Here is a 19,685-nt window from a genome sequence, read left to right on the forward strand (position 1 = left end):
TGATGTGATCCACAACACGGAATGCTCCACTGAGTATTGCCGCAGATTCGTTATGCCTCAATGACCAATAAGGCACCTTAGGTGTGCAGAATTGCAGATATGAATCCCAATCCAGACGACCTCCTCATCTTCCTCGCCGTCTCACGCTCAGGAAAATTCACGACGGCGGCCCAAGCCTTGGGACTGAACCACACCACCGTCTCTCGCAGGATAGCGGCACTGGAAAAGGCGCTGGGCGGCAGGGTACTGGCGCGAGCCGCCGGGGGTTGGGAAGTGACCGAGCTGGGCGCCCAAGCCGTACTGGTCGCGGAACGGATCGAAGCTGCGGTGGGTGCGCTGGGACCCAGCGACCGCGCACCCGACCCCATAACCGGCGTCGTACGGATGACCGCAACAGACGGCTTCAGCGCGTACATCGCCGCACCTGCCGTGGCGCGACTGAGACGGGAGCACCCGGGACTGAGCGTGGAGATCGTCACCGTGACGCGTCGGGCACTGCAGCAACGATCCGGCCTGGACATCGAAGTGGTGGTGGGGACGCCGCAGGTGCACCGGGCCGAAGCGATCAGGCTGGGCGAGTACCGGCTGGGAATGTACGCGTCCCGCGCCTACCTTTCGGATCACGGGACGCCCGGGAGCATCGAGGAACTCACGCGACACCAACTGGTCTACTTTGTGGATTCAATGCTCCAGGTGGACGATTTGGATGCGCCCCGGAGGCTGGTTCCGACCATGCGCGACGGCCTTAGCTCCACCAACGTGTTCGTGCATGTCGAGGCCACCCGGGCCGGGGCAGGTATTGGGTTCCTTCCCTGCTTCATGGCCGATCGGCACTCGGATTTGGTGCGGCTCCTGCCATCGGACTTCGCGGAGCTGCTTCCTTACTGGATGGTCCTCCGCCCGGACTCGATGCGCCGGCCTGCGGTAGCCGCCGTCGTCCAGGCCTTGCGCGAGGAGACGGAGCAACGACGGGAGGAACTGCTGGGGGCCAACTAGCCGCGCCGCCTATGCGGGGGCCGGCTCCGTTTCCGCAGGAGGATCGTGGCGCACCGGAGTCCCGGCCGCGAAGGCGCGCACTTGGGCATCGTCCCAGATGTGCGCTGGGACGCCGCCGCCCAGAAGCCGTCTGGCAAGGGTGGGGTCATCACCGAAGGGCGTGTGGCTGCCGGCCATGATCATATTGCCGTAGCGACGACCCTTGAGCATGGCGGGGTCGGCGATAATCATGGTGTGCTCGAAGGTGTCCGCGATGGTTGCGGCATCGGCGCGGGCGTTCTTCAGGTCCGGGGCGTCGCCGGAGTTGACCACATACAGCCCATCGGCTGCGAGTACCGCGTCCGCATGGGCCGTGAATTCACGCGTTGTCAGGGCGCGGGGCGTAAAGGCTCCGGCGAAGACGTCGCGAATGATGAGGTCACGGGTATCGGGAGTCAGCGACTCTGTCACCTGCCGCGCCTCGCCAACCCGGATCCGCAACAGGGGCGCCTTGGGCAGCTCGAACCAACCACGGACATACTCCGCGAGCTTGCCATCGAGCTCCACCACAACCTGCCGCGCCTCGGGGTAGGCAGCGTGGAAGTACCGGGCCATGGAACACGCTCCCCCGCCCAGATGGAGCGCGCGCAACTTGGGTTTCTGTTCCCTGGGCCAGCGCGATTCCACCAAAGCCGCGATCCAGCGCATGTATTCGAAATCCAGGAACAGCGGATCGGCAAGGTCGATGTGCGAGCTCATCACGCCATTGATTTTCAGCAACCAGCCGTTGGAGTTGTCCTGGTCCTGGATCAGCTCGCAATCGCCGGTATCGATGTAGTAGACACCCTCTACCGGGCCGTCGAGACGGGTGCCGGAAGGCACGTCGACGACTCCCGCCGTCGACCTTTGTGACTTGCTCACCCTGCCGCGTTTTGCCACTACTTCCGTCCTGCCTCAGTCATGGTTCCAGCCTAGTGGAGCCCTGCAGCCCAGTGAGTAGTAAGGATACTTACAATAATGGGCGGTTGGGCCATAAGATCAATCCATGAACCTTGGCGAGTGGGTATGGGCGGAACTGTTCACCGCCGCTGCGGCATGGCTGACCGTGGTCTTCCTGCTGCTGGCCCGCGTGCCCAAGCCGCCGAGCCTGCTGGATTCGTCCTTGGACGACGAAGAAGGGGCCAGCGGCGAGCTGGAATAGTGTCCGGTTTTAGCGGCGGTTAGCGGCCGACGGCGGTACGCACCATCCGATGCTCCGGCAGCGAGTACCAGGACGGGTCGCAGAGCTGCCTTTTGCCGTCGGGGACGAAGCCGTTGCGCCGGTAGAAGGCTTGGGCCCGCGGGTTGTCGTCCAGGACCCAGAGATACGCCGGCCCGTCTCCAATCAAGGCATCCACCAAAGCCTGGCCCACACCGCGGCCATGGATACGTTCGAGTGTGTACAGCATGAACAGCTCCATATCGCAGGGCTTGTCCTCGTCACTGCCCGAGCCTGCGGCCCCAATACCTACAAGGTCGCCGTCCGGCCCGTGGGCCAGCCTCCGGGAGTGGCCGGCAGCAATGGACTCCCGGTACCGGTTGATGCGGTCCGGCAAGGCGGCTTCCTGTTTGGCGAAGAACTCCGGCGGCAGCAACCGCCCGTAGCTCTCACGCCAGGACTGGAGGTGCATGATGGCCATCTCTTCGGCGTCCTCCACCGTCGCCGGACGAATCGTGAAATCCACCGCCTACCTCACCCGTGCCATCGCGAAGCCGTCCCAGCCTTTGCTTCCAACCGTCTGGATGGCGGTGGCGTCCAAGCGGCGGTCCTGTCCCATCATCTCCAGCATCTTCACGATGCCCGGCGCATTAACCTCATCCCGTTGCGGGTCCAGGATGGCGCCATCCCAGATGACGTTGTCCACCACGATCACCGTCCCGGGGCGGCCCAGCCTGATGGCCCAGTCCAAGTAGTTGGCGTCGTTTTCCTTATCGGCATCGATGAAAACGAAGTCGAACGGGTCCTGGCCCACAAGCGTGGGCAAGGTATCCAGGGCAGCACCTACACGGATGTCCACCTTGTGTCCTACGCCGGCAGCATCCAGGTTGGCTCGCGCGACGTCCGCATGTTTCCGGAGGAATTCGCACGTGACGATCCTGCCGTCGTCGGGCAGTCCCTGGGCCATCCACATACTGCTGAACCCGGCCAAGGTGCCGATCTCAAGCACGCGCCTGGCCCCGGACATCTGCACGAGCATGCGCAGCAGTTTGCCGGCATTGGGCGCCACTTCGATCGCAGGCATGCCTGCCTCCACGGCGGACGTCAAGGCACGCTTGTGGGCAGGATCAGGGCGCACGACGACGTCGGTCAGGTACCGCTCCACATCGACCCAACCAGGCTCGGTGACGTGTTCAATCATGCGCCCCAGTCTTGCACTCGCAGCAGGCTGGGGGAAGGAACTAGTCCGTGGCGGTGATGGCCTCTTCGAGGCGCTCCACTTTTCCGGTCAATTCGCCGCTGTAACCCGGACGGATATCGGCCTTGATCACCAGCGAAACCCGGCTGCCGTAACGGCCCACCGCCTCGGTGGCGCGCTTGACCACGTCAAAGACCTCGTCCCACTCGCCCTCGATGGTGGTGAACATGGAGTCCGTCTGGTTGGGAAGTCCGGACTCCCGGACGATTTTGACGGCGGCGGCTACGGCGTCGTGCACTGAGGCGTCGGGGGTGGGTCCACCGTTGGCAGCGGATGCGGGCTGGCCCGAAGGCGCGACTGAGAATGCAAGCAACATGGAATCCAGTGTTTCACGTACCGGTTTGTCATATGACGGCCTACTCCCGCGTAACAACAGGCAGGGACCTGACCGTTGCTACCCTGACAAGCATGGAACAGCCCTTGGAACGCAAGCCCCTCAGGGCAGACGCCGCACGCAATGTGGACAAGATCATTACCGCTGCAAGGCAGTGCTTCCGGGAGCATGGCCCCGAAGTGCCGTTGCAGACCATCGCCGCCACCGCTGGAGTTGGCCCGGCTACACTGTTCCGCAACTTTTCGGATAAAGAGCAGCTGGTGCTCGCTGCCCTGTCGCGCCAGCTCCGCCAGCACGTGGATCCCGTGGCTGCCGCAGCCCTTGACGGCATGGACGCCGCCGAGGGCCTCATCAACGTCATCGATGCCGTGATGCAGGTAGCCAGTGAAGACGCCAACCTCCTTGACGCCGTTGCCGGACGCCGCGGACTCCTCATGGGGATCACCGGTGGCCTCATCGGCTCCATGGCCACCTTGTTGGAGCGCGGCCAAGGCCAGGGTTCACTCCGCCGGGACATCACCATCGAGGACATGGTCCGGCTGGTTGCCATGCTGATAGGTGCTGTGGACACGATGGAACCGGGATCCGAAGCGTGGAAGCGGCCCGTCGCCCTGATCGAGGACGCCATCCGCACCGAGCGCCCTTCGCGGCCCCTTCCCGAACAATCGGGCATCCCGGGCGTGACGTTCACTGACGCTGTCTAGCCCCACCCCAGCAGCCTGAGCAGGGCGGCCGCGGCAGCGCCGGAAATCACCACCACCAGGAACGGTGCCCGGAGCCACAAGGCCACCGCGGCCGCAGCCAACGCCCCGATGCGGGCATCCAGAACCAGGGCCTGCCCCGAAGCGACAGCATTGACCACCGTCAGTGAGGCCAGCAGGCCGATGGTCATGGTGCCGGCTACGTGCATGATCCGTGGGCTTTCCAACAGCTTGGCGGGCACAAAGTAGCCCAGCAGCTTAGTGAGGTAGGCCAGGCCGCACGCGATCAGGATCCAAAGCCACAGGTTCATGCGTTGCTCCTGGGTTCTTGTTGGCGCTTTTCCGCGTAGGGATCCACGTCCGGCTCAAGCCCTTCATCCATGCGCGCGTGGCTGAACCACCCGATGATTCCGGCCACGACGGCAGCAACCAAAATCGGAACACCTGACGGCACGAAGGGCACCGCCATGACGGTGGCCAGTGCACAGGCTGCGGCGATGGCCCACGGTTCCCGGCCCTTCAGCCGGGGCCAGAGCAAGGCCAGGAACGCTGCTACGGCGGCACCATCGAGGCCCCACTGCTTGGGATCTCCCATGGCATCCCCTGCCAAGGCGCCAACGGCCGTAAAAATATTCCACAAGATGAATATTCCAATTCCGGCTGTCCAGAATCCGCGGCGCTGCTCATCCGGATCCGTCTGGCCGGACGCCGTCGCCGTCGACTCGTCAATGGTGACGTGCGCGGAAAGGTAGCGCTTCCAGCCGCCGGGCCGGAGCATCGCATTGATCTGCATGCCGTAAATGCCGTTGCGCAAACCCAGGAGTGCGCTGGCGGTCATGGCCGCCACCCCGGAGCCGCCGCCTGCCACCACACCAATGAACGCGAATTGCGATCCACCGCTGAAGAGCAGGAGGCTCAGAACCATCGTCTGCCAGAAATCAAAGCCGGACGCGACAGACAAGGCACCAAACGAAACCCCGTAGAGTCCTGTCGCGATGCTCAAGGAGAGTGCGATCTTGAACGCCGGCGACTCCCTGAGTTTCAGGGGCGCGGAACCACTGGTCATTTCCGCAGGCTCCACGACCAGAGGATCAGCGGAATCTGCAGGGGCAGCCGCACGGTGTGGATACGCCTCTGGGCAGGAGTGCCTTTCGGTCCGTAAGCGCGCCTGAGGGCATCAATATGCCCCGCAAGGAATGCAGTGAACATCGCTGTGGTTGCGTCAGCCGCCACCTTGCGGGTGGCAGGTACCAGGAGACCGACGGCGGCAGCCACCTCGAGCAGGCCCGACGACGCGACCCATTCCTCCCGCGACATCACTGCCAACGGCCCATTGGGACGGCTCCCCGGCTCATCCCTGCGGCACAGGTAATCCGGCACCACGGGGTAATAGAAGGCGGGGGTCCGGAAATGCTTTGCGGCACTGGCCAGGAGCAGGGCGCCCAAGCCTATTGCTGAGACGGTATGTGTTGCCTTGGGTGACCAGCGAAGTGACATGAGACCACTCAATCACAAGCGCGGTAAGCCCCAAAGTCAGCTGGAAACCATGAGCTGCGCCAGGACCTGCGCCGGTTTGTTGGTGGTGATCTCATGGATGCCGAGACCTTGGCAAAGCGCTACATCCTTCTGGGAATCAACAGTCCACACCCGGAATACGCGGCCAGCCTCCAACCACCGCTGCACGTTGCGTGCATGCTCGCGCACATAGTCGATTCCCGGGCCCGCGATTCCCGCCTGTCCCTCGTCCAGCACGCGCTCCGCTTCCTCCTGCATCGCCTTCATGACGTTGGCTACCGCCCCGCCGGTGAGGAAGCCCAGGCCCAGTTCCTCCCGGATTTCCTGGACCGTGTAGTCATCCACCAGTTGGCAGACATGCTGCGGGGGAACAGTCTCCAGCAACCGCTGTACAGAGTCCGAATCGAAGCTCATGAAGGAGACCTGGATGTTCTCCAGCCTGGACTCCTCCGGTGTCCAGCCTTCCTCGGCCAACAGGGCCAGTACCCGGTCCTCAAGCTTCAGCCCGTAGGGACTTGGGTGCTTGAGTTCGATGGCCAAGCCGATGTCGCGGCCGGCCCCGCGGAGGATATCCAACAGCTCCGGCAGCGTCAGGAATTGGTCGGCCACTCCCCCATAGGCTTCAGGGATCCGCGCACCCTTCCATGACGAGAAGTCCAGCTCCCGGAGCTCTTCCAGGGTTTGCTCGGCTACAGGTCCTGTCCCCGTGGAGGTCCGGTCCAGGTTGGAGTCGTGCAACAACACCACGTGCTGATCCCGGGTGAGGTGCACATCGCACTCGACTCCGTCCGCCCCGTCGTCGATGGCCCTCAAATAGGCGGCCCTGGTGTGTTCGGCAAAGGCGGCACTGGAGCCACGGTGGGCGTAGACCTTGGGCCTTACGGTGGCGAAGTCGTCGCTTGTCATGGAGATACGGTAGCCCACGCGGTTGTACGCACGGGGGCTACGCTGGGCTAATGCAGGTGAACTCTGAACAAATCCCAACTGAAGACGTCACCAACCCCCGTCCGGCGTCAGGTCCCGTACCCGCCCCGGCCGGTCCCGCCGTCGTCGATCTTTCGGCGGGAGACCTGGAAAAAGCAGCCGCGCTTCGACGGATGAAGCGGCTGGCGTTGGCCCTGCTGATCGGGATGGCCGTGATCTTCACGGTGGCATTCGCCTTCCAGAAGCAGTACCCGTGGCTTGAGTACGTTCGCGCAGCGGCCGAGGGTGGCATGGTTGGCGCGCTGGCTGACTGGTTCGCCGTCACCGCCCTGTTCAAGTACCCCATGGGTCTTAGGATCCCGCACACCGCCATCATCCCGCGGCGCAAGGACCAGATCGGCGAATCGCTCAGCGAGTTCGTGGAAAGCAACTTCCTGTCCCAGGAGGTTGTGCAGGAGAAGTTGGCGAGCATCGATATTGCCCGCAAGGCCGGGGCCTGGTTGTCCGGTCCGGGTGGTGCCGAACGCGTCGCGAAGGAAGGCGGTGCTGCGATCCGCGGCGTGTTCACCGTCCTTAATGACGACGACGTCCAAGCGGTCATCGAAGGCATGGTCCGCAAGCACCTGCTCACCCCGCCATGGGGGCCGCCGGTGGGCCGGATGGCGGAGCGGATCTTCGCGGACGGCCACCACCACAAGTTGGTGGACCTGCTGGTGGACCGCGCAGCCGACTGGGTAGACGACAACCATGCAACGGTGAACCGGCTCGTTTCGGACCGCTCGCCGCTCTGGGTGCCAACATTCGTGGACGGCCTGGTTGGCGACCGCGTGCACGTGGAACTGTCCAAGTTCATGCGCGCCGTCCAGTCCGACCAGAACCACCAAGTGCGCCAATCCATCGACGCCTACCTCACCGAGCTCGCCCAGGACCTGCAGCACGATCCGGCCATGATTGAGCGCGCCGAAACCATCAAGGCGCAGATACTCGGCGATCCCGAGGTCCGCGAACTCGCCTCACGCACCTGGGGAACGGTGAAGACCGCACTGCTCAACGCCGTCGATGACCCCGACAGCGAACTGAGCCTGCGATTCAAAGGAGCCGTCCGGGACTTCGGCACACGCCTGGTCAAGGATGAGGAACTGGCCGGCAAGGTCAACGCCTGGATTGGCGACGCGGCCGGATACCTGGTGAACACCTACCGCTCGGACATCGCCGGCGTCATCTCGGACACGGTGGCGCGTTGGGACGCAGACGAAACGTCCCAGAAGATCGAGCTCCAGGTGGGCAAGGACCTTCAGTACATCCGCATCAACGGAACCGTGGTCGGCGCGCTGGCGGGCCTGGCTATCTTCACGGTTGCGCACCTGCTGTTCGGATAGGACGAGGGGCCTCACCCGTCCCCAATAAGTGCACCATCTGGCCCGGCCTTGCCTGGCCGAGCAGGTCCAGGTCCTCGTCCCGGACCAGCGCGATCACGGGCGATTTTGCCGTTGCCGGGTGGCCGGCCAGGGCGATCACGGGAAGGCCCGACGGCGGCAGCAGGACCGAGCCGGTCCGCAGCGGCTGAGGTTGGCGTGCTGGAGTTGGGGCCGCCTCGAGTGGTCGCCCCACCAGCCGCGCCCCGGCCCTGTCCGACTCCGGCGAGAGAATCCACGGTTCGGTGGTTAACCTCAGCCACGAATCAGCGCCGAAATCAGGGGTCTGCGGGCCGCGGAAAACCCTGGCGACCACCGGACGTTCGGGATGAAGCGCACGGCGCGGGGGTTGTTGCATGTCCGGATAGGTCTGGCTGTTCGGACGGCCAAAGGTCAGGGCACCGCCAGCGCGCAACGGCTCGGCCTGAGGCGGAATGCCGCCGGGTACTGCCACGTAATATCGGATTCCGAAGAGCGCGGGCCCTACCTCAAGGACCGATCCCGGAGCCACCCGCACCGCTTTGTTAAGTGGCAGCTCGGAGCCGTTGAGGGTGACGATGCCTTCGGCGCCCGTGACTGACACTGCGGAGGCCGTGACGAAGCGGAGCCGGAGGCCACCGAGCAGGACCTCCAGGCCCCCGGCGTCGGCGCAGTTGCCCAGGAGGGCATTGGCCAGATGCATCGATGCGCGGTCCAAGGCCTGCTCCGGCTCCAGGGCCGAGGTCAAGGTCCCAGGGTCAACTACTACCGCACCCATTAATGCACTCCCCTAAAAAGAACCGCACCGCAGGATCAGGCGAACGCCTCGACCTGCACGCCGGCTTGCTCCAGTCCCTCTCGAACGGCAGCGGCCATGCTGACGGCCCCTGGCGTGTCTCCGTGGATACACAGCGAATCCGCCTGCACGGGGACGACGGAACCGTCGATGGCCAGTACTTCCTTGCGCGTCGCCAAGCGCACGGCCTGAGCCACCACTGCGGCGGGGTCGTGGAGGACGGCGCCCTCCTGGGTGCGCGGCACCAAGGTGCCGTCCGGCAGGTAGGCCCGGTCCACGAACGCTTCGCGGAAGACCGGGTGACCGGCCTCATCAGCCAGTTTCAACCATGCCGACCCCGGCAGTCCCAACACGGGAAGGCCGGGATCGTAGGCATGAACAGCAGCCACCACGGCCTCTGCCTGCTCGGGATCCTGAACAATCCTGTTGTAGAGGGCGCCGTGCGGTTTGACGTAGTCCACCGAAGCGCCCACGGCGTGGGCCATCCCGTCCAGGGCGCCGAGTTGGTAGAGGACGTCCCCGAAGAGCTCATCAAAGGTCATGTCCAAGGAACGACGTCCGAACCCAGCCAGGTCCCGGTAACCCACATGCGCGCCTACACGAACGTCCAATTCAAATGCTGCGCGGCAGCTGTCCAGCATGGTCAGCGGATCCCCGGCGTGGAAGCCGCACGCCACGTTGGCGCTGCTCACGATACGGAACATCGAGGCGTCATCGCCCATGGTCCAGGAGCCAAAGGACTCTCCCAGGTCAGCGTTCAGATCCACTGTTACCGCCTTCCAGCGTCGGGTTTTCGGTTGCGTTTACAGTCACGTTTTTGGGTGCGTTGGGCAGAAGTTCACCCGGCACTGTATCGGGCATCGCGCCGAAGGCTTCCTTGGCACTGGAGACCACGGCACGGCCCATCATCAGGTTGCCGGCACCGCCAACCACGGCCCCGATACCGAAGGGCAGGGCGCGTCCAATGAAAGCGCCGCCTTGTTTCTTCAGGAGGTTCTTCAGGAAGGCGCGCTGAATGGTGTCACGGATGACTCCGAATCCGCTGCCCGGAATCTTCTTGGTCAGGGACTTGCCCCAGGCATTAGTGACGCCTTTACCGCGGCCCAGCGACTGCCCGCTCAGTGCGCCCAGCAGGGACGTGCCTTCCTCACCCAGCATGATGGCCATGACCATGGTCCGGGAACGTTCCGGGTCGGTGAGCCTGATGCCGTGGAGTTCGGCCAGGGACGACGCGTACAGGGCCGTGGTCTCCAGGAACCCAACGGTTGCCAGCGCGGAAAGGCCCAGCGATGCCGCGGTACCAATACCCGGCACGACGGCGGTCGCACCTACGGCGGCACCCCCGCCTGAGATGACGAGCAGGTAATGGTGCTCCAGTTTTGCCGCAAGCTGCGCTGGAGAATCATGGGGGTGCCGGCGTTGCAAGCGTCGAAGGTTGGCCAGGACCAGTGGCCGCTGGACCTCTACGGCTTTAAGCAGGACATTGTGGACACCGGGCTTGGGTTTGCCTTGGGCGTCGAAAACGGCGTTGTGTGCTGTTTCCTGGGCGATTTTCACCGCCGGGTTGGGGCGCTTGGGCATCTTTACCTCTCCTTGGCAGTCTGTTGTTTCACGGGGAACTGCTGGGTTCAGCCTATGCCACACCTTTGGATCACAAGGTCCCTGATCAGTGCTATGTGGACAGGATTCCGCGGAGGGCGGACGCCGCAGCGGACCACACCCAGGCGTAGACTGGGGGCACTCACGGAAGCAGTCCCAGCCAAGGACAGGAAGTATCCGTCATGAAGCCATCAGATGAGACCGAACATGTCATCCGGCACCACACCGACGCTCCGGCAGAGGGCGAGACGGAAGGCTGGGTCCCGCATGACACCGGCCTCCACAGCCAGGAACCGGCGGAAGGTCCCGACTTCGAGGACGACGCCCCCGCGGAGGGTTCCCCGTAAATGAGGTTCCTTTGCGAACCGGGCATGCCGGGTGCTTTATGCCGCCCTGCGTAAGCTGACCACAACCGCAGAAAGGACCCCTGAATGGCCGCTGGAACCAAGGACGATCCGTGGCAGCTGACCACTCCCCCGGGCTCGTCCGACTACGTCATGTACAAGGATGAGTCCGCGGACCCCCCGGCAATCGTCTGCCAAGTGGGCTCTACCAAGTTGCTGTACCAGCTCCGCGCCATCGAGGACCTGCACGCGTGGCTCGTGGAACAGGGCGACTGGGTCCCGCTGGGCGCCGCCGACGAAGGCAAGGACGCCGCCGAGGGAACGGTAGAGGCGTGGGGTCGCAGCGAAAGCAACCCGGTGGGCGGCTGGTACGGTCTCCGGAAGGGGTACCGGGGCCGGTTCGGCATGTACATGCCACCCCTGCTGGAAGCGCTGGGATTGGCCGAGCTTACCCATGAAAAGCGGAACAACGCCATGCGGGCGATCTCCACGTAACCGGACTGCGGTCAGCCGGGCACCCTGCCCGTAGTCTCCCTCACCACAAGGTGCGGTGTCCGCACCAGGTGGGCTGCCGACGTCGTACCCTCCAAACGGTCCACCGCGCGGTCGACGGCTGCGCGGGCCAACAAAGGCGCGTCCTGGCTGATCGAGGACAACTGGACATAGCTGAGCCGGGCGAATTGGCTGTCGTCGTAGCCGAGGACGGAGACGTCGTCCGGCACCCGGAGGCCAGCGGCGCGGAAACTCTCCCAGACACCCAGCGCACACCGGTCATTGAAAGCAACGACGGCGGTGGGCAAGTCCTGCTGCAGCTCACGGCCGGCGCGCAAACCGTCTTCTTCGGTGGGTCCCCCGGCGACGACGCGCGCATCCAAGCCACGTGAAGTCATCTCTGCCTGGAATGCCGCCCGTCGTTGTGCGCTGGACACTGCCTGGCCGCCATCCACGTGTGCGATCCGCCGATGCCCCAGCGAAACCAGGTGCTCCACGGCCAGGTGGATCCCGGCATGGTCATCGCTGCTCACTGAGTCCAAGGAGTCGCCAACGTCGTCGCGGAGAAGGCTGATGACGGGCAAGCGGGCTGCGTATCCGGCCAGTTCCTCCGGCGGGAGGGACGGGGAAATCATGATCAGTGCCTCGCAGCCCAGGTCCAGCAGGGATTCCACTGCCCGCGCTTCCGGTCGGCCATTGGCCACTGCGCTGAGCGCGATGTCGTATCCGCGTATCGTCGCTCCGGCGTAGGCGGCGTCCACAATCTCGGCATGGAAGGCCTGTGCGGTGGAAAAGCTGAGGCCAAGGAGCCTGGTGCGGCTGCTTCGGAGGAGTCGGGCGCGGCTGTCGGGCCGGTAGCCGAGTTCCCTTGCGGCCGCTTGGACTTTCAGCCGGGTCGCTTCAGAAGCACCCGGGGCGTCCCGCATGACGATGGAAACCAAGGCCCTGGATACACCTGCGGCTTCAGCCACGTCCATCAAGGTGGGACGTTTCCCGGTCATGACTCTCCTCTGCTCGGAGCCAGTCTATAGAACGTTCTACAGGCGAATAGATGTGTGCGCTCACAAATCCGGTCGTGCGGCCGGCCGCGACTCAGACGACCGACCGCACTAGCCCGGTTTCATGCAGCGACGGCGCCCCGGGTGGGCCCCAGAACCCACCACACCCATCGCTGCCAACTCGTCAATGAACCGCGACGCGGCCGAAAAGGGCAACGGCGCAGTACACAGCTCAAAGACATGGGCACTGGATATGTGCCCTGACCTGCGGAAACGTGACGCAGGGTTGCCAAGAAGTTTTTTGAACGTCGCTCGGGGCATGGCATTGCCCGGTCCCCGAGCCAAAGGTCCCCCAAAAGGGGCATCACTTTTCGCTTCGCCGGAGCACTCCTAAGTACCCGGATAATGAGCAACCACCACGCAGGAGCAAGATGTGAAATCAACCAAAGGGCTGGCCGTACCATTCGTCCCCTCGTTTGCGGACGCGCCGGACATCCACCTGCTGTTCATGGCGGCACTGGTCCTGTTGGCCGGGCTGGCCGGAGGGTGCACCATGCTGCTGCTCCTGCTGATGGCACCCCTGGCGAAGCTGGCGCTGGACCACATCCGCCCATCGCGCCAGGTCGCCCCCGAGCCGAAGCTCTCGACGCCGGGACTCCAGGCTGGTGTCCCGCACAACCCGGCGCAGATTCCGCTGGACAGCCCAAGACCCTTGAACTAGAACGATCTAGACGAGCAGGCCGAAGGCGTGCCATCATGGGCGTACTAGAACGATCTAGACATCCATTCAAGGAGCCCCAATGACGTACCTTCAGCACCCGGTCGCCGATGACCGGCCCGTCCGCATCGCAGTCATCGGGGCGGGGTGGATCGGCAACTTCCACGCTGAATCCATTGCAGTCCGCCTCCCCAACGCCCGGCTGGAAGCCATCGCCGATCCCGTACAGCCCGCCCTGGAGGCCCTCGCGAGCCGGCTCGGCGTGGCGAAAATCAGCACCGATGCATCTGATGTCCTGAACGACCCCGACGTGGACGCGGTCCTGATCGCTGCGCCCCTCCGCTTCCACTCGGAACTGATCACCGCAGCGGCCAAGGCAGGCAAGGATGTCTTCTGCGAGAAGCCGGGCGGCCGGACCATTGAGGAACTCGACGCCGCCATCGCAGCAGCGGAAGAGGCCGGCGTCGTCCTCCGCTTTGGCTTCAACCGCCGCTACTCTGCCGACTTTGCGGCAGCGCGGAAGCTCATCGACCAGGGCATCGTCGGCGTGCCGCAGCTTCTCCGCTCCCTCACCCGCGACCCCGGGACCGAAGCCGGAATCGGCAACCCGGAGCGAATCGCGCCCGGCACCATCTTCCTTGAGACGCTGATCCACGACTTCGACACCCTGAACTGGCTGAACCCCGGCGCCGTTCCAGTCAAGGTCCACGCGGTCGCAGACGCCCTGGTAGCCCCCGAGGCCAAAGCCGGCGGCCTCCTGGATACCGCCGTAGTGACCGTAACCTACAGCAACGGTGCCATCGCGGTGGCCGAGGCCAACTTCAACGCGCTGTACGGCTATGACGTCCGCGGCGAAGTTTTCGGCTCGGCGGGCATGGTCACGGCAGGCAGCCCGCAGTCCACCAATGCCACGAGCTACACGGCGGCGGGCATCACCTCGGAAACCACCCGCTTGAACATCGACCTCTTCCATGACGCCTACACGGAGGAGCTTGCACACTTCGCCGACGACGTCGCCGCGCGTCGCGGTTCCACAGACAAACGTCCGACGGCGGCCCCGCCGCGTACCGCTGTTGCCGCGCCGGGTGGAGCAGACGCCCGGAACGCCCTGGCTGTGGCATTGGCCGCGTTCAAGTCCTCAGAGTCGGGGTTGCCGGTAGCGGTGGCAGACATCGCGGAGCTTCGCCCGGCCGAGGCGGAGCCCCGGGGTGCGGCCGTGGTGCAGGAGGTCGGAGCGTGACCTTCCGGCTGGCCGTCTGCGCAGAGATGGTCTACGGCGAACTGCCGTTGATCGAACGTGTTCGCCGCATCCACGATCAGGGCTTCGAGGTTGAGCTCTGGGACACCCGCGGCAGGGACATCGCGGCCCTCGCCGCCACCGGAGCAAGGTTCTCGTCCATGAGCGGCTATTTCGGCGGCAGCCTGACCGACTCCGCCACTGCACACGAGGTCCTTGCGTCGGCTGAGAAGCTGATCCCCACAGCCTTGGAACTTGGTGTTGAGCGGATGGTGGTCCATCCCGCGGAGCTTGGTGAGGGTGGTCGTGCGGTGAGGCCGACACATCGGGCTACGGGCGGGATGTGGTTGACCGGACTCCGCACCTTGGAACAGTTGGGGCATCTGGGTGCCCAGCATGGGATCGTCTTCGCGCTGGAGAACCTGAACACCATCCTCGACCACCCGGGCATTCCCTTGGCCCGCGCGAAGGACACCCTGGCACTGGTCCAGGCCGTCGACCACCCCAACGTGAGGATGATGCTGGACCTCTACCACGCACAGATTGGCGAGGGTAACCTGATCGAGCTCGTCCGCGCGGCCCAGCCGTTCACGGGCGAAATCCAGGTGGCCGATGTACCCGGGCGCTTCGAACCGGGCACCGGCGAGATCAACTACTCCGCTGTTGCCAGGGCACTGGCGGACGTCGGATACAACGGGGTGATCGGGCTGGAAGCGGGGGCTGTTGGCGGTCAATCGATCGAAGCCGGGGATACTGCACTGGCCGCCTTCCGCGCAGCATTCACTCCCAACTGAGCCTCAGTTCAGGTCGTTTTGAAATGCCTCAAAACGACCTGAACTGTTACTCGCCTTGGCGGGAACCACTACCCATAGGCGCGGTAATCAGCCGGCCTTCCCGGACAGCGCAACGAGCACACCGGCGGTGGCGAAGAATTTGTTGCTGCCAAGGTCACGAACAGTCTTGATTCCCAGCTGGGCGAGCAACTCGTCGTGTTTATCTGTAAGGCCGGCGAGTGCGGACGGCGGAGCGGCAAGGATTTCGTCCAGGGTGGAATTCTCGTAGGCCTTATCGAGTGCTTTGCCCAATTCAACAGAAACAGCCAACGTATTTCCTTTCATTGATACGGAAAATAACGCAAACGTGCCGTGCAGCCATGACACACAACTAAGCAACCTTTGATTATTGCCATCACAAAACAATTAGTCGGGCTGCTCAAGATCAAGATAGCCCACAATGGCGACAATTGGGACACCCTTTCTGACGGCAAATCAGTAAGGATGCTTAATATAGGCTTCATGGGTGCACTCCGCCGGCTGGACGGGAAGGTAGTTGAGCCGGGCATGGGCTACAGGTTCGTCCCCTGAAACGTTCCCGCTTAACGAAAGCCGCCCGCCGTCGTCGTACTTTCAGTGAAGTACGACGACGGCGGGCGGCCCGGGCGCGGTACGTCGCTTTAGAGGTTCTCGATCAGCGAGACGTCGCGGACGGCTCCCTTGTCTGCCGAAAGCGCCATGGCTGCGTAGGCCCGCAAGGCCGGCGAGACCTGGCGGTCCCTGTTCTTGGGCTTGAAGCCGCCGTTGACCAGGAGCTTTTCGCGGCGCTCGGCCAGGATCTCATCGGAGACCTTCAGCTGGAGGGAACGCTGCGTGATGTCGATGCTGATGATGTCGCCGTTTTCCACCAGCGCGATGTCGCCACCGGAGGCGGCCTCGGGGGAAATGTGCCCGATGGACAAACCGGAGGTTCCGCCGGAGAAGCGGCCGTCAGTGATGAGTGCGCACTTCTTGCCCAGGCCGCGGCCCTTGAGGAAGGAGGTCGGGTAGAGCATTTCCTGCATGCCCGGACCACCGCGGGGGCCTTCGTAGCGGATCACCACCACGTCGCCTTCCTTGACCGACTTGTTCAGGATCATTTCCACGGCTTCGTCCTGTGATTCGCAGACGATCGCGGGTCCCTCGAACTTCCAGATGGACTCGTCCACGCCTGCGGTCTTCACCACGGCACCGTCCACGGCAATGTTGCCGCGCAGCACTGCCAGGCCACCGTCCTTGGAGAAGGCGTGCTCCACCGACCGGATGCAGCCACCTTCGGCGTCCGTGTCCAGGGAGGTCCACACGTTCGACTGCGAGAAAGCCAAGGAGGAGCGGACGCCACCTGGCGCCGCGTGCCACAGGGCCTTGGCTTCTTCCGTTGCCTTGCCGCCGCGGACATCCCAATCGTCCAGCCAACCGTCGAGGTCGTTGGAGTGCACGGAGTGGACGTTCTTGTGCAGGAGGCCGCCGCGGTTCAGCTCGCCCAGCAGCGCAGGGATGCCGCCGGCGCGGTGCACGTCTTCCATGTAGTACGTCTTGTTCCCGGCAACGTTCGGGGCAACCTTGGCCAGGCAGGGAACCTGGCGGGACTTGGCGTCCATCTCGGCCAGGCCGTAGTCCACGCCCGCTTCCTGGGCAGCGGCCAGCAGGTGGAGGATGGTGTTGGTGGAGCCGCCCATGGAGATGTCCAGGGCCATGGCGTTGTCGAAGGCTTCAGCGGTGGCGATGCTGCGCGGCAGCACGGACTCGTCGTCGCCGTCGTAGTAGCGCTTCACCAGCTCAACAATCGTGGAACCGGCCTTCTCATACAGCGCCTTGCGTGCCGTGTGGGTTGCCAGCACGGAGCCGTTGCCCGGGAGGGCCAGCCCGATGGCCTCGGCCAGGCAGTTCATGGAGTTCGCAGTGAACATGCCGGAGCAGGAACCGCAGGTGGGGCAGGCATTCTCTTCGATCAGGTTGATGTCCTCATCGGAGATGGACTCGTCCACGGCGTCGGAGATGGCGTTCACCAGGTCAAGGGAGCGCACGGAGCCGTCGGTCAGGGTCACGCGGCCGGCCTCCATGGGACCGCCGGAAACAAACACCACGGGGATGTTCAAGCGCAGTGCTGCCATGAGCATGCCCGGCGTGATCTTGTCGCAGTTGGAAATGCACACCAGGGCGTCGGCGCAGTGGGCGTTGACCATGTACTCCACGGAATCGGCAATGAGATCCCGGGACGGCAGGGAGTAGAGCATGCCGGAGTGGCCCATGGCGATTCCGTCATCCACGGCGATGGTGTTGAATTCGCGCGGCACGGCACCGGCGGCGAGGATCGCGTCAGACACGATCCGGCCCACGGGCGCCAGGTGGGTGTGGCCGGGGACGAACTCGGTGAAGGAGTTGGCCACCGCGATGATCGGCTTGCCGATGTCCGTGTTGGCAACACCGGAGGCACGCAGCAGTGCGCGGGCTCCAGCCATGTTGCGGCCGTGGGTGACAGTTCTTGAGCGTAGTGCAGGCATAGGTACCATCCTGCTGATTTTCTACGGCAGGCGGAAGACGGTGCTGCTACTAGTACTGAAAGTAACAGAGTAATAGTCTTGAGGGCGTGAGCAATGAACAGCGCAAGGAACTGGGCCTCTTCCTCCGGACCCGCCGCACCCAGGCCTTGCGGTCGGATTATGGCCTGCCTCCGGTGGGCAGGTCCCGCGAGCGCGGCCTCAGAAGGGAAGAGATTGCGTTCCTCTCCGGAGTGAGCGTCACCTGGTACACCTGGCTTGAACAAGGCCGGGACATCAGCCCCTCACGGCAGGTCCTTGAATCGATTGCGCGTGCCCTGCATTTGTCCGATACCGGGCTGGGCTACGTCCTTTCCCTGGGTGGTTATTCATCTGCGCCTCCGAAGGGCCCGGTCGCAGCGGACGCGCCCGCTCACGTGCAACGCCTTTTGGAGGCCCTTGATCCCAACCCGGCCTATGCCTTGTCCCCGGATTGGGGCGTGGCCGGTTGGAACCGCGGCTACGAAGCGCTGTATCCGAACATCGGGACTTTCGACGCCGCCGACAGGAACCTCTTGTGGCTGGTTTTCACCGACCCCTATGTCCGCGACCTGCTGCCGGATTGGGATATCACCAGCAAAAGGTTCCTCGCCGAGTTCAGGGCTGAAACGGGGCAACGGCTGGGCGATCCGGATGTCGCGTACCAAGTGGAACGGTTGAAGGAAGCAAGCCCCGAATTCCAGGAAAGCTGGGACCGTTACGACATCCTGGGTTTCCAGTCACGGGAGCGGCTGTTCCACCACCCGGCAGTGGGAGTCCTTCAAATGGAGCACCACCAGGTCTCGCCCTCGGACCGGCCGGACCTGCACATTGTGGTGTACACGCCCGCTCCTGGAAGCGATGCCGGCGAACAGATGGAACGGCTCATGGGTAAGGGCAAGCAGATCGCCCTATAAGGTCAACGCCGCCTCGTCCGGGGTGGCCAGAGTCAGGACGGCCTCCTCCACTGTCTCGTGGTCTTCCAACTCGCGCTCCAGCCGGCGCAGGACCACGGCTTCTTCGTGTTCGGGGTGATCCCCCACCAGGTCCACGGCCGCAACGAGGTACAGCTTGCGGGGGCCCACGAATTCCAAGTGGAGGTACGTGAGCCGGGCGATGTCCGGATGGTCAAGCACCCGCCGGGCCATGGAGCGTTCAATGTCCGGGGTGACGCCCTGGCCCACAAGGAACCTCCGGTTACGGTCGATCAGCACCACAGCGACGACGGCCAGCAGGATGCCCACCACGATCGAGCCCACGGCGTCCGGCACCGGCGATCCGGTGACTTGATGCAGGAACACCCCGGCAAAAGCAACAACCAGGCCAACCAAGGCGGCAGCATCCTCAGCGAAGACGGCCCGCAAGGTGGGATCAGAGCTGATCAGGACCTGCTCCAACGTGTGGCGTTCCAGCTCCCTGGCTGCCTTCCTGGTCTGCCGGAACGCCTGGACAAAGGAGAAGCCTTCAAGGACAAAGGCCAAGGCCAAAACCACGTATGCCACCAGGAAGTCCGACGCAGGCTCAGGAGTGATGAGCTCCTGGATGCCGTGCATGATGGACACCACGGCCCCGGCCGTGAAGAGCCCGAAAGCGGCGAACATCGACCACACGTAGGCTTCCCGGCCGTAACCCATCGGGTGGTCCTTGTCCCGCGGGCGCTGGGATCGCCGTTCGGCCAGGAACAGGAACACCTGGTTTCCGGTATCCGCCCAGGAATGCGCTGCTTCTGCGGTCATCGATGCAGATCCCGTGAGCGCCGCAGCCACCGACTTGGCGGCCGCGACCAGGGTGTTCGCCGCGAAAGCGATGATGACGGTCAGCAGCGTGGAACCGGACTTGTCTCGCTTCTGGGATGCGGCCATGGGGATACC

Annotated in this window: 25 protein-coding genes; 10 read left to right on the plus strand and 15 right to left on the minus strand. The window is 64.2% G+C overall.

Annotated features, from left to right (window positions below):
* Positions 1-99: 99 nt before the first annotated feature.
* The gene (locus tag NEK97_RS12135) at positions 100-996 is read left to right on the plus strand and encodes a LysR family transcriptional regulator (protein WP_257370164.1); all 897 of its coding nucleotides are present in this window, start codon (positions 100-102) and stop codon (positions 994-996) included.
* 9 nt (positions 997-1,005) lie between these two features.
* Here NEK97_RS12135 and NEK97_RS12140 read toward each other — a convergent pair whose 3' ends face one another.
* A complete protein-coding gene (locus NEK97_RS12140) occupies positions 1,006-1,914 on the minus strand; it encodes a fused MFS/spermidine synthase (RefSeq protein ID WP_257370165.1) in 909 nt (302 codons plus the stop codon).
* A gap of 106 nt (positions 1,915-2,020) precedes the next feature.
* On the opposite strand from NEK97_RS12140, the gene NEK97_RS12145 reads away from it, so the two are divergent.
* Positions 2,021-2,176: a hypothetical protein gene (locus NEK97_RS12145; RefSeq protein ID WP_257370166.1), complete on the plus strand. Its 156-nt coding sequence runs from the start codon at positions 2,021-2,023 to the stop codon at positions 2,174-2,176.
* Between the two features lie 19 nt (positions 2,177-2,195).
* On the opposite strand, the gene NEK97_RS12150 is transcribed toward NEK97_RS12145, so the two are convergent.
* The 3 genes from NEK97_RS12150 to NEK97_RS12160 are packed head-to-tail and all read right to left on the minus strand — an operon-like array spanning position 2,196 to position 3,747.
* Positions 2,196-2,699, minus strand: a complete 504-nt coding sequence (locus NEK97_RS12150; RefSeq protein WP_257370167.1) for a GNAT family N-acetyltransferase — start codon at positions 2,697-2,699, stop codon at positions 2,196-2,198.
* A 3-nt stretch (positions 2,700-2,702) separates the two neighbouring features.
* On the minus strand, positions 2,703-3,374 hold the full coding sequence (locus NEK97_RS12155) for an O-methyltransferase (protein ID WP_257370168.1): 672 nt from the start codon (positions 3,372-3,374) through the stop codon (positions 2,703-2,705).
* Positions 3,375-3,414: 40 nt separating this feature from the next.
* Positions 3,415-3,747 (minus strand): thiamine-binding protein, encoded by a 333-nt coding sequence (locus NEK97_RS12160; RefSeq protein WP_211710833.1) that lies wholly within the window; start codon positions 3,745-3,747, stop codon positions 3,415-3,417.
* Positions 3,748-3,839: 92 nt separating this feature from the next.
* Between NEK97_RS12160 and NEK97_RS12165 the strand changes: the two genes are divergently transcribed.
* On the plus strand, positions 3,840-4,469 hold the full coding sequence (locus NEK97_RS12165; RefSeq protein WP_257370169.1) for a TetR/AcrR family transcriptional regulator: 630 nt from the start codon (positions 3,840-3,842) through the stop codon (positions 4,467-4,469).
* Here NEK97_RS12165 and NEK97_RS12170 read toward each other — a convergent pair.
* From NEK97_RS12170 to NEK97_RS12185, 4 genes are read right to left on the minus strand one after another with little or no spacing between them, the layout of a single operon-like run.
* Positions 4,466-4,777, minus strand: coding sequence for an AzlD domain-containing protein (locus NEK97_RS12170; protein ID WP_257370170.1), 312 nt, complete (start codon positions 4,775-4,777; stop codon positions 4,466-4,468). The two genes, NEK97_RS12165 and NEK97_RS12170, sit on opposite strands and share 4 nt — an antisense overlap.
* Positions 4,774-5,532: an AzlC family ABC transporter permease gene (locus NEK97_RS12175; RefSeq protein ID WP_257370171.1), complete on the minus strand. Its 759-nt coding sequence runs from the start codon at positions 5,530-5,532 to the stop codon at positions 4,774-4,776. Before NEK97_RS12175 ends, NEK97_RS12170 begins: the two co-directional genes overlap by 4 nt.
* Positions 5,529-5,963 (minus strand): hypothetical protein, encoded by a 435-nt coding sequence (locus NEK97_RS12180; RefSeq protein ID WP_257370172.1) that lies wholly within the window; start codon positions 5,961-5,963, stop codon positions 5,529-5,531. Before NEK97_RS12180 ends, NEK97_RS12175 begins: the two co-directional genes overlap by 4 nt.
* Before the next feature lie 36 nt (positions 5,964-5,999).
* Positions 6,000-6,887, minus strand: coding sequence for a glycerophosphodiester phosphodiesterase family protein (locus tag NEK97_RS12185; protein ID WP_257370173.1), 888 nt, complete (start codon positions 6,885-6,887; stop codon positions 6,000-6,002).
* A 50-nt stretch (positions 6,888-6,937) separates the two neighbouring features.
* Here NEK97_RS12185 and NEK97_RS12190 point away from each other — a divergent pair, with 50 nt between their 5' ends.
* Positions 6,938-8,284 (plus strand): DUF445 domain-containing protein, encoded by a 1,347-nt coding sequence (locus tag NEK97_RS12190; protein WP_257370174.1) that lies wholly within the window; start codon positions 6,938-6,940, stop codon positions 8,282-8,284.
* On the opposite strand, the gene NEK97_RS12195 is transcribed toward NEK97_RS12190, so the two are convergent.
* Genes NEK97_RS12195 through NEK97_RS12205 form a run of 3 tightly spaced genes read right to left on the minus strand, consistent with a single transcriptional unit; the run spans position 8,256 to position 10,676 of the window.
* Positions 8,256-9,077, minus strand: a complete 822-nt coding sequence (locus NEK97_RS12195; protein WP_257370175.1) for a biotin-dependent carboxyltransferase family protein — start codon at positions 9,075-9,077, stop codon at positions 8,256-8,258. The two genes, NEK97_RS12190 and NEK97_RS12195, sit on opposite strands and share 29 nt — an antisense overlap.
* A gap of 35 nt (positions 9,078-9,112) precedes the next feature.
* Positions 9,113-9,862, minus strand: a complete 750-nt coding sequence (locus tag NEK97_RS12200) for a 5-oxoprolinase subunit PxpA (protein ID WP_257370176.1) — start codon at positions 9,860-9,862, stop codon at positions 9,113-9,115.
* Complete coding sequence (locus NEK97_RS12205; RefSeq protein WP_257370177.1) at positions 9,846-10,676, minus strand: hypothetical protein; 831 nt, start codon at positions 10,674-10,676, stop codon at positions 9,846-9,848. Before NEK97_RS12205 ends, NEK97_RS12200 begins: the two co-directional genes overlap by 17 nt.
* Positions 10,677-10,876: 200 nt before the next feature.
* Here NEK97_RS12205 and NEK97_RS12210 point away from each other — a divergent pair, with 200 nt between their 5' ends.
* Together NEK97_RS12210 and NEK97_RS12215 are read left to right on the plus strand one after the other, a co-directional pair.
* Positions 10,877-11,041, plus strand: coding sequence for a hypothetical protein (locus NEK97_RS12210; protein WP_257370178.1), 165 nt, complete (start codon positions 10,877-10,879; stop codon positions 11,039-11,041).
* An 84-nt stretch (positions 11,042-11,125) separates the two neighbouring features.
* Complete coding sequence (locus NEK97_RS12215) at positions 11,126-11,533, plus strand: DUF6855 family protein (protein ID WP_257370179.1); 408 nt, start codon at positions 11,126-11,128, stop codon at positions 11,531-11,533.
* 11 nt (positions 11,534-11,544) lie between these two features.
* Here NEK97_RS12215 and NEK97_RS12220 read toward each other — a convergent pair whose 3' ends face one another.
* Positions 11,545-12,531 carry a LacI family DNA-binding transcriptional regulator gene (locus NEK97_RS12220; protein WP_257370180.1) on the minus strand — a complete coding sequence of 329 codons (987 nt, stop codon included), beginning with the start codon at positions 12,529-12,531 and terminating at the stop codon, positions 11,545-11,547.
* Between the two features lie 430 nt (positions 12,532-12,961).
* On the opposite strand from NEK97_RS12220, the gene NEK97_RS12225 reads away from it, so the two are divergent.
* The 3 genes from NEK97_RS12225 to NEK97_RS12235 all read left to right on the plus strand — a co-directional run bounded on the left by NEK97_RS12225 (position 12,962) and on the right by NEK97_RS12235 (position 15,277).
* Complete coding sequence (locus NEK97_RS12225; RefSeq protein WP_257370181.1) at positions 12,962-13,249, plus strand: hypothetical protein; 288 nt, start codon at positions 12,962-12,964, stop codon at positions 13,247-13,249.
* Between the two features lie 79 nt (positions 13,250-13,328).
* Entirely contained in the window at positions 13,329-14,486 is a 1,158-nt protein-coding gene (locus NEK97_RS12230) for a Gfo/Idh/MocA family oxidoreductase (RefSeq protein WP_257370182.1), read from the plus strand.
* The gene (locus NEK97_RS12235) at positions 14,483-15,277 is read left to right on the plus strand and encodes a TIM barrel protein (RefSeq protein WP_257370183.1); all 795 of its coding nucleotides are present in this window, start codon (positions 14,483-14,485) and stop codon (positions 15,275-15,277) included. The genes NEK97_RS12230 and NEK97_RS12235 overlap by 4 nt, the downstream gene beginning before the upstream one ends.
* 87 nt (positions 15,278-15,364) lie before the next feature.
* Here the strand turns inward: NEK97_RS12235 and NEK97_RS12240 are convergent, their stop codons facing one another.
* Entirely contained in the window at positions 15,365-15,586 is a 222-nt protein-coding gene (locus NEK97_RS12240; RefSeq protein WP_257370184.1) for a hypothetical protein, read from the minus strand.
* 350 nt (positions 15,587-15,936) lie between these two features.
* Entirely contained in the window at positions 15,937-17,799 is a 1,863-nt protein-coding gene (ilvD, locus tag NEK97_RS12245) for a dihydroxy-acid dehydratase (protein WP_235520209.1), read from the minus strand.
* An 86-nt stretch (positions 17,800-17,885) separates the two neighbouring features.
* Between ilvD and NEK97_RS12250 the strand changes: the two genes are divergently transcribed.
* Positions 17,886-18,731 carry a helix-turn-helix transcriptional regulator gene (locus NEK97_RS12250; RefSeq protein ID WP_235520210.1) on the plus strand — a complete coding sequence of 282 codons (846 nt, stop codon included), beginning with the start codon at positions 17,886-17,888 and terminating at the stop codon, positions 18,729-18,731.
* Here the strand turns inward: NEK97_RS12250 and NEK97_RS12255 are convergent.
* Positions 18,726-19,676 (minus strand): cation diffusion facilitator family transporter, encoded by a 951-nt coding sequence (locus NEK97_RS12255; RefSeq protein ID WP_257370185.1) that lies wholly within the window; start codon positions 19,674-19,676, stop codon positions 18,726-18,728. The genes NEK97_RS12250 and NEK97_RS12255 overlap by 6 nt on opposite strands.
* Between the last annotated feature and the right edge of the window lie 9 nt (positions 19,677-19,685).

The sequence above is a fragment of the Paenarthrobacter sp. UW852 genome (assembly GCF_024608385.1).
Taxonomy (GTDB): Bacteria; Actinomycetota; Actinomycetes; order Actinomycetales; family Micrococcaceae; genus Arthrobacter.

What these genes read in the sequence shown, in the direction of transcription:
- NEK97_RS12195 (WP_257370175.1), bottom strand. Translation starts at nt 9,077, where the DNA reads ATGGGTGCGGTAGTAGTTGACCCTGGGACCTTGACCTCGGCCCTGGAG.
- NEK97_RS12210 (WP_257370178.1), top strand. Translation starts at nt 10,877, where the DNA reads ATGAAGCCATCAGATGAGACCGAACATGTCATCCGGCACCACACCGAC.
- NEK97_RS12180 (WP_257370172.1), bottom strand. Translation starts at nt 5,963, where the DNA reads ATGTCACTTCGCTGGTCACCCAAGGCAACACATACCGTCTCAGCAATA.
- NEK97_RS12185 (WP_257370173.1), bottom strand. Translation starts at nt 6,887, where the DNA reads ATGACAAGCGACGACTTCGCCACCGTAAGGCCCAAGGTCTACGCCCAC.
- NEK97_RS12165 (WP_257370169.1), top strand. Translation starts at nt 3,840, where the DNA reads ATGGAACAGCCCTTGGAACGCAAGCCCCTCAGGGCAGACGCCGCACGC.
- NEK97_RS12230 (WP_257370182.1), top strand. Translation starts at nt 13,329, where the DNA reads ATGACGTACCTTCAGCACCCGGTCGCCGATGACCGGCCCGTCCGCATC.
- NEK97_RS12170 (WP_257370170.1), bottom strand. Translation starts at nt 4,777, where the DNA reads ATGAACCTGTGGCTTTGGATCCTGATCGCGTGCGGCCTGGCCTACCTC.
- NEK97_RS12220 (WP_257370180.1), bottom strand. Translation starts at nt 12,531, where the DNA reads ATGACCGGGAAACGTCCCACCTTGATGGACGTGGCTGAAGCCGCAGGT.
- NEK97_RS12190 (WP_257370174.1), top strand. Translation starts at nt 6,938, where the DNA reads ATGCAGGTGAACTCTGAACAAATCCCAACTGAAGACGTCACCAACCCC.
- NEK97_RS12215 (WP_257370179.1), top strand. Translation starts at nt 11,126, where the DNA reads ATGGCCGCTGGAACCAAGGACGATCCGTGGCAGCTGACCACTCCCCCG.
- NEK97_RS12255 (WP_257370185.1), bottom strand. Translation starts at nt 19,676, where the DNA reads ATGGCCGCATCCCAGAAGCGAGACAAGTCCGGTTCCACGCTGCTGACC.
- NEK97_RS12135 (WP_257370164.1), top strand. Translation starts at nt 100, where the DNA reads ATGAATCCCAATCCAGACGACCTCCTCATCTTCCTCGCCGTCTCACGC.
- NEK97_RS12160 (WP_211710833.1), bottom strand. Translation starts at nt 3,747, where the DNA reads ATGTTGCTTGCATTCTCAGTCGCGCCTTCGGGCCAGCCCGCATCCGCT.
- NEK97_RS12155 (WP_257370168.1), bottom strand. Translation starts at nt 3,374, where the DNA reads ATGATTGAACACGTCACCGAGCCTGGTTGGGTCGATGTGGAGCGGTAC.
- NEK97_RS12175 (WP_257370171.1), bottom strand. Translation starts at nt 5,532, where the DNA reads ATGACCAGTGGTTCCGCGCCCCTGAAACTCAGGGAGTCGCCGGCGTTC.
- NEK97_RS12205 (WP_257370177.1), bottom strand. Translation starts at nt 10,676, where the DNA reads ATGCCCAAGCGCCCCAACCCGGCGGTGAAAATCGCCCAGGAAACAGCA.
- ilvD (WP_235520209.1), bottom strand. Translation starts at nt 17,799, where the DNA reads ATGCCTGCACTACGCTCAAGAACTGTCACCCACGGCCGCAACATGGCT.
- NEK97_RS12145 (WP_257370166.1), top strand. Translation starts at nt 2,021, where the DNA reads ATGAACCTTGGCGAGTGGGTATGGGCGGAACTGTTCACCGCCGCTGCG.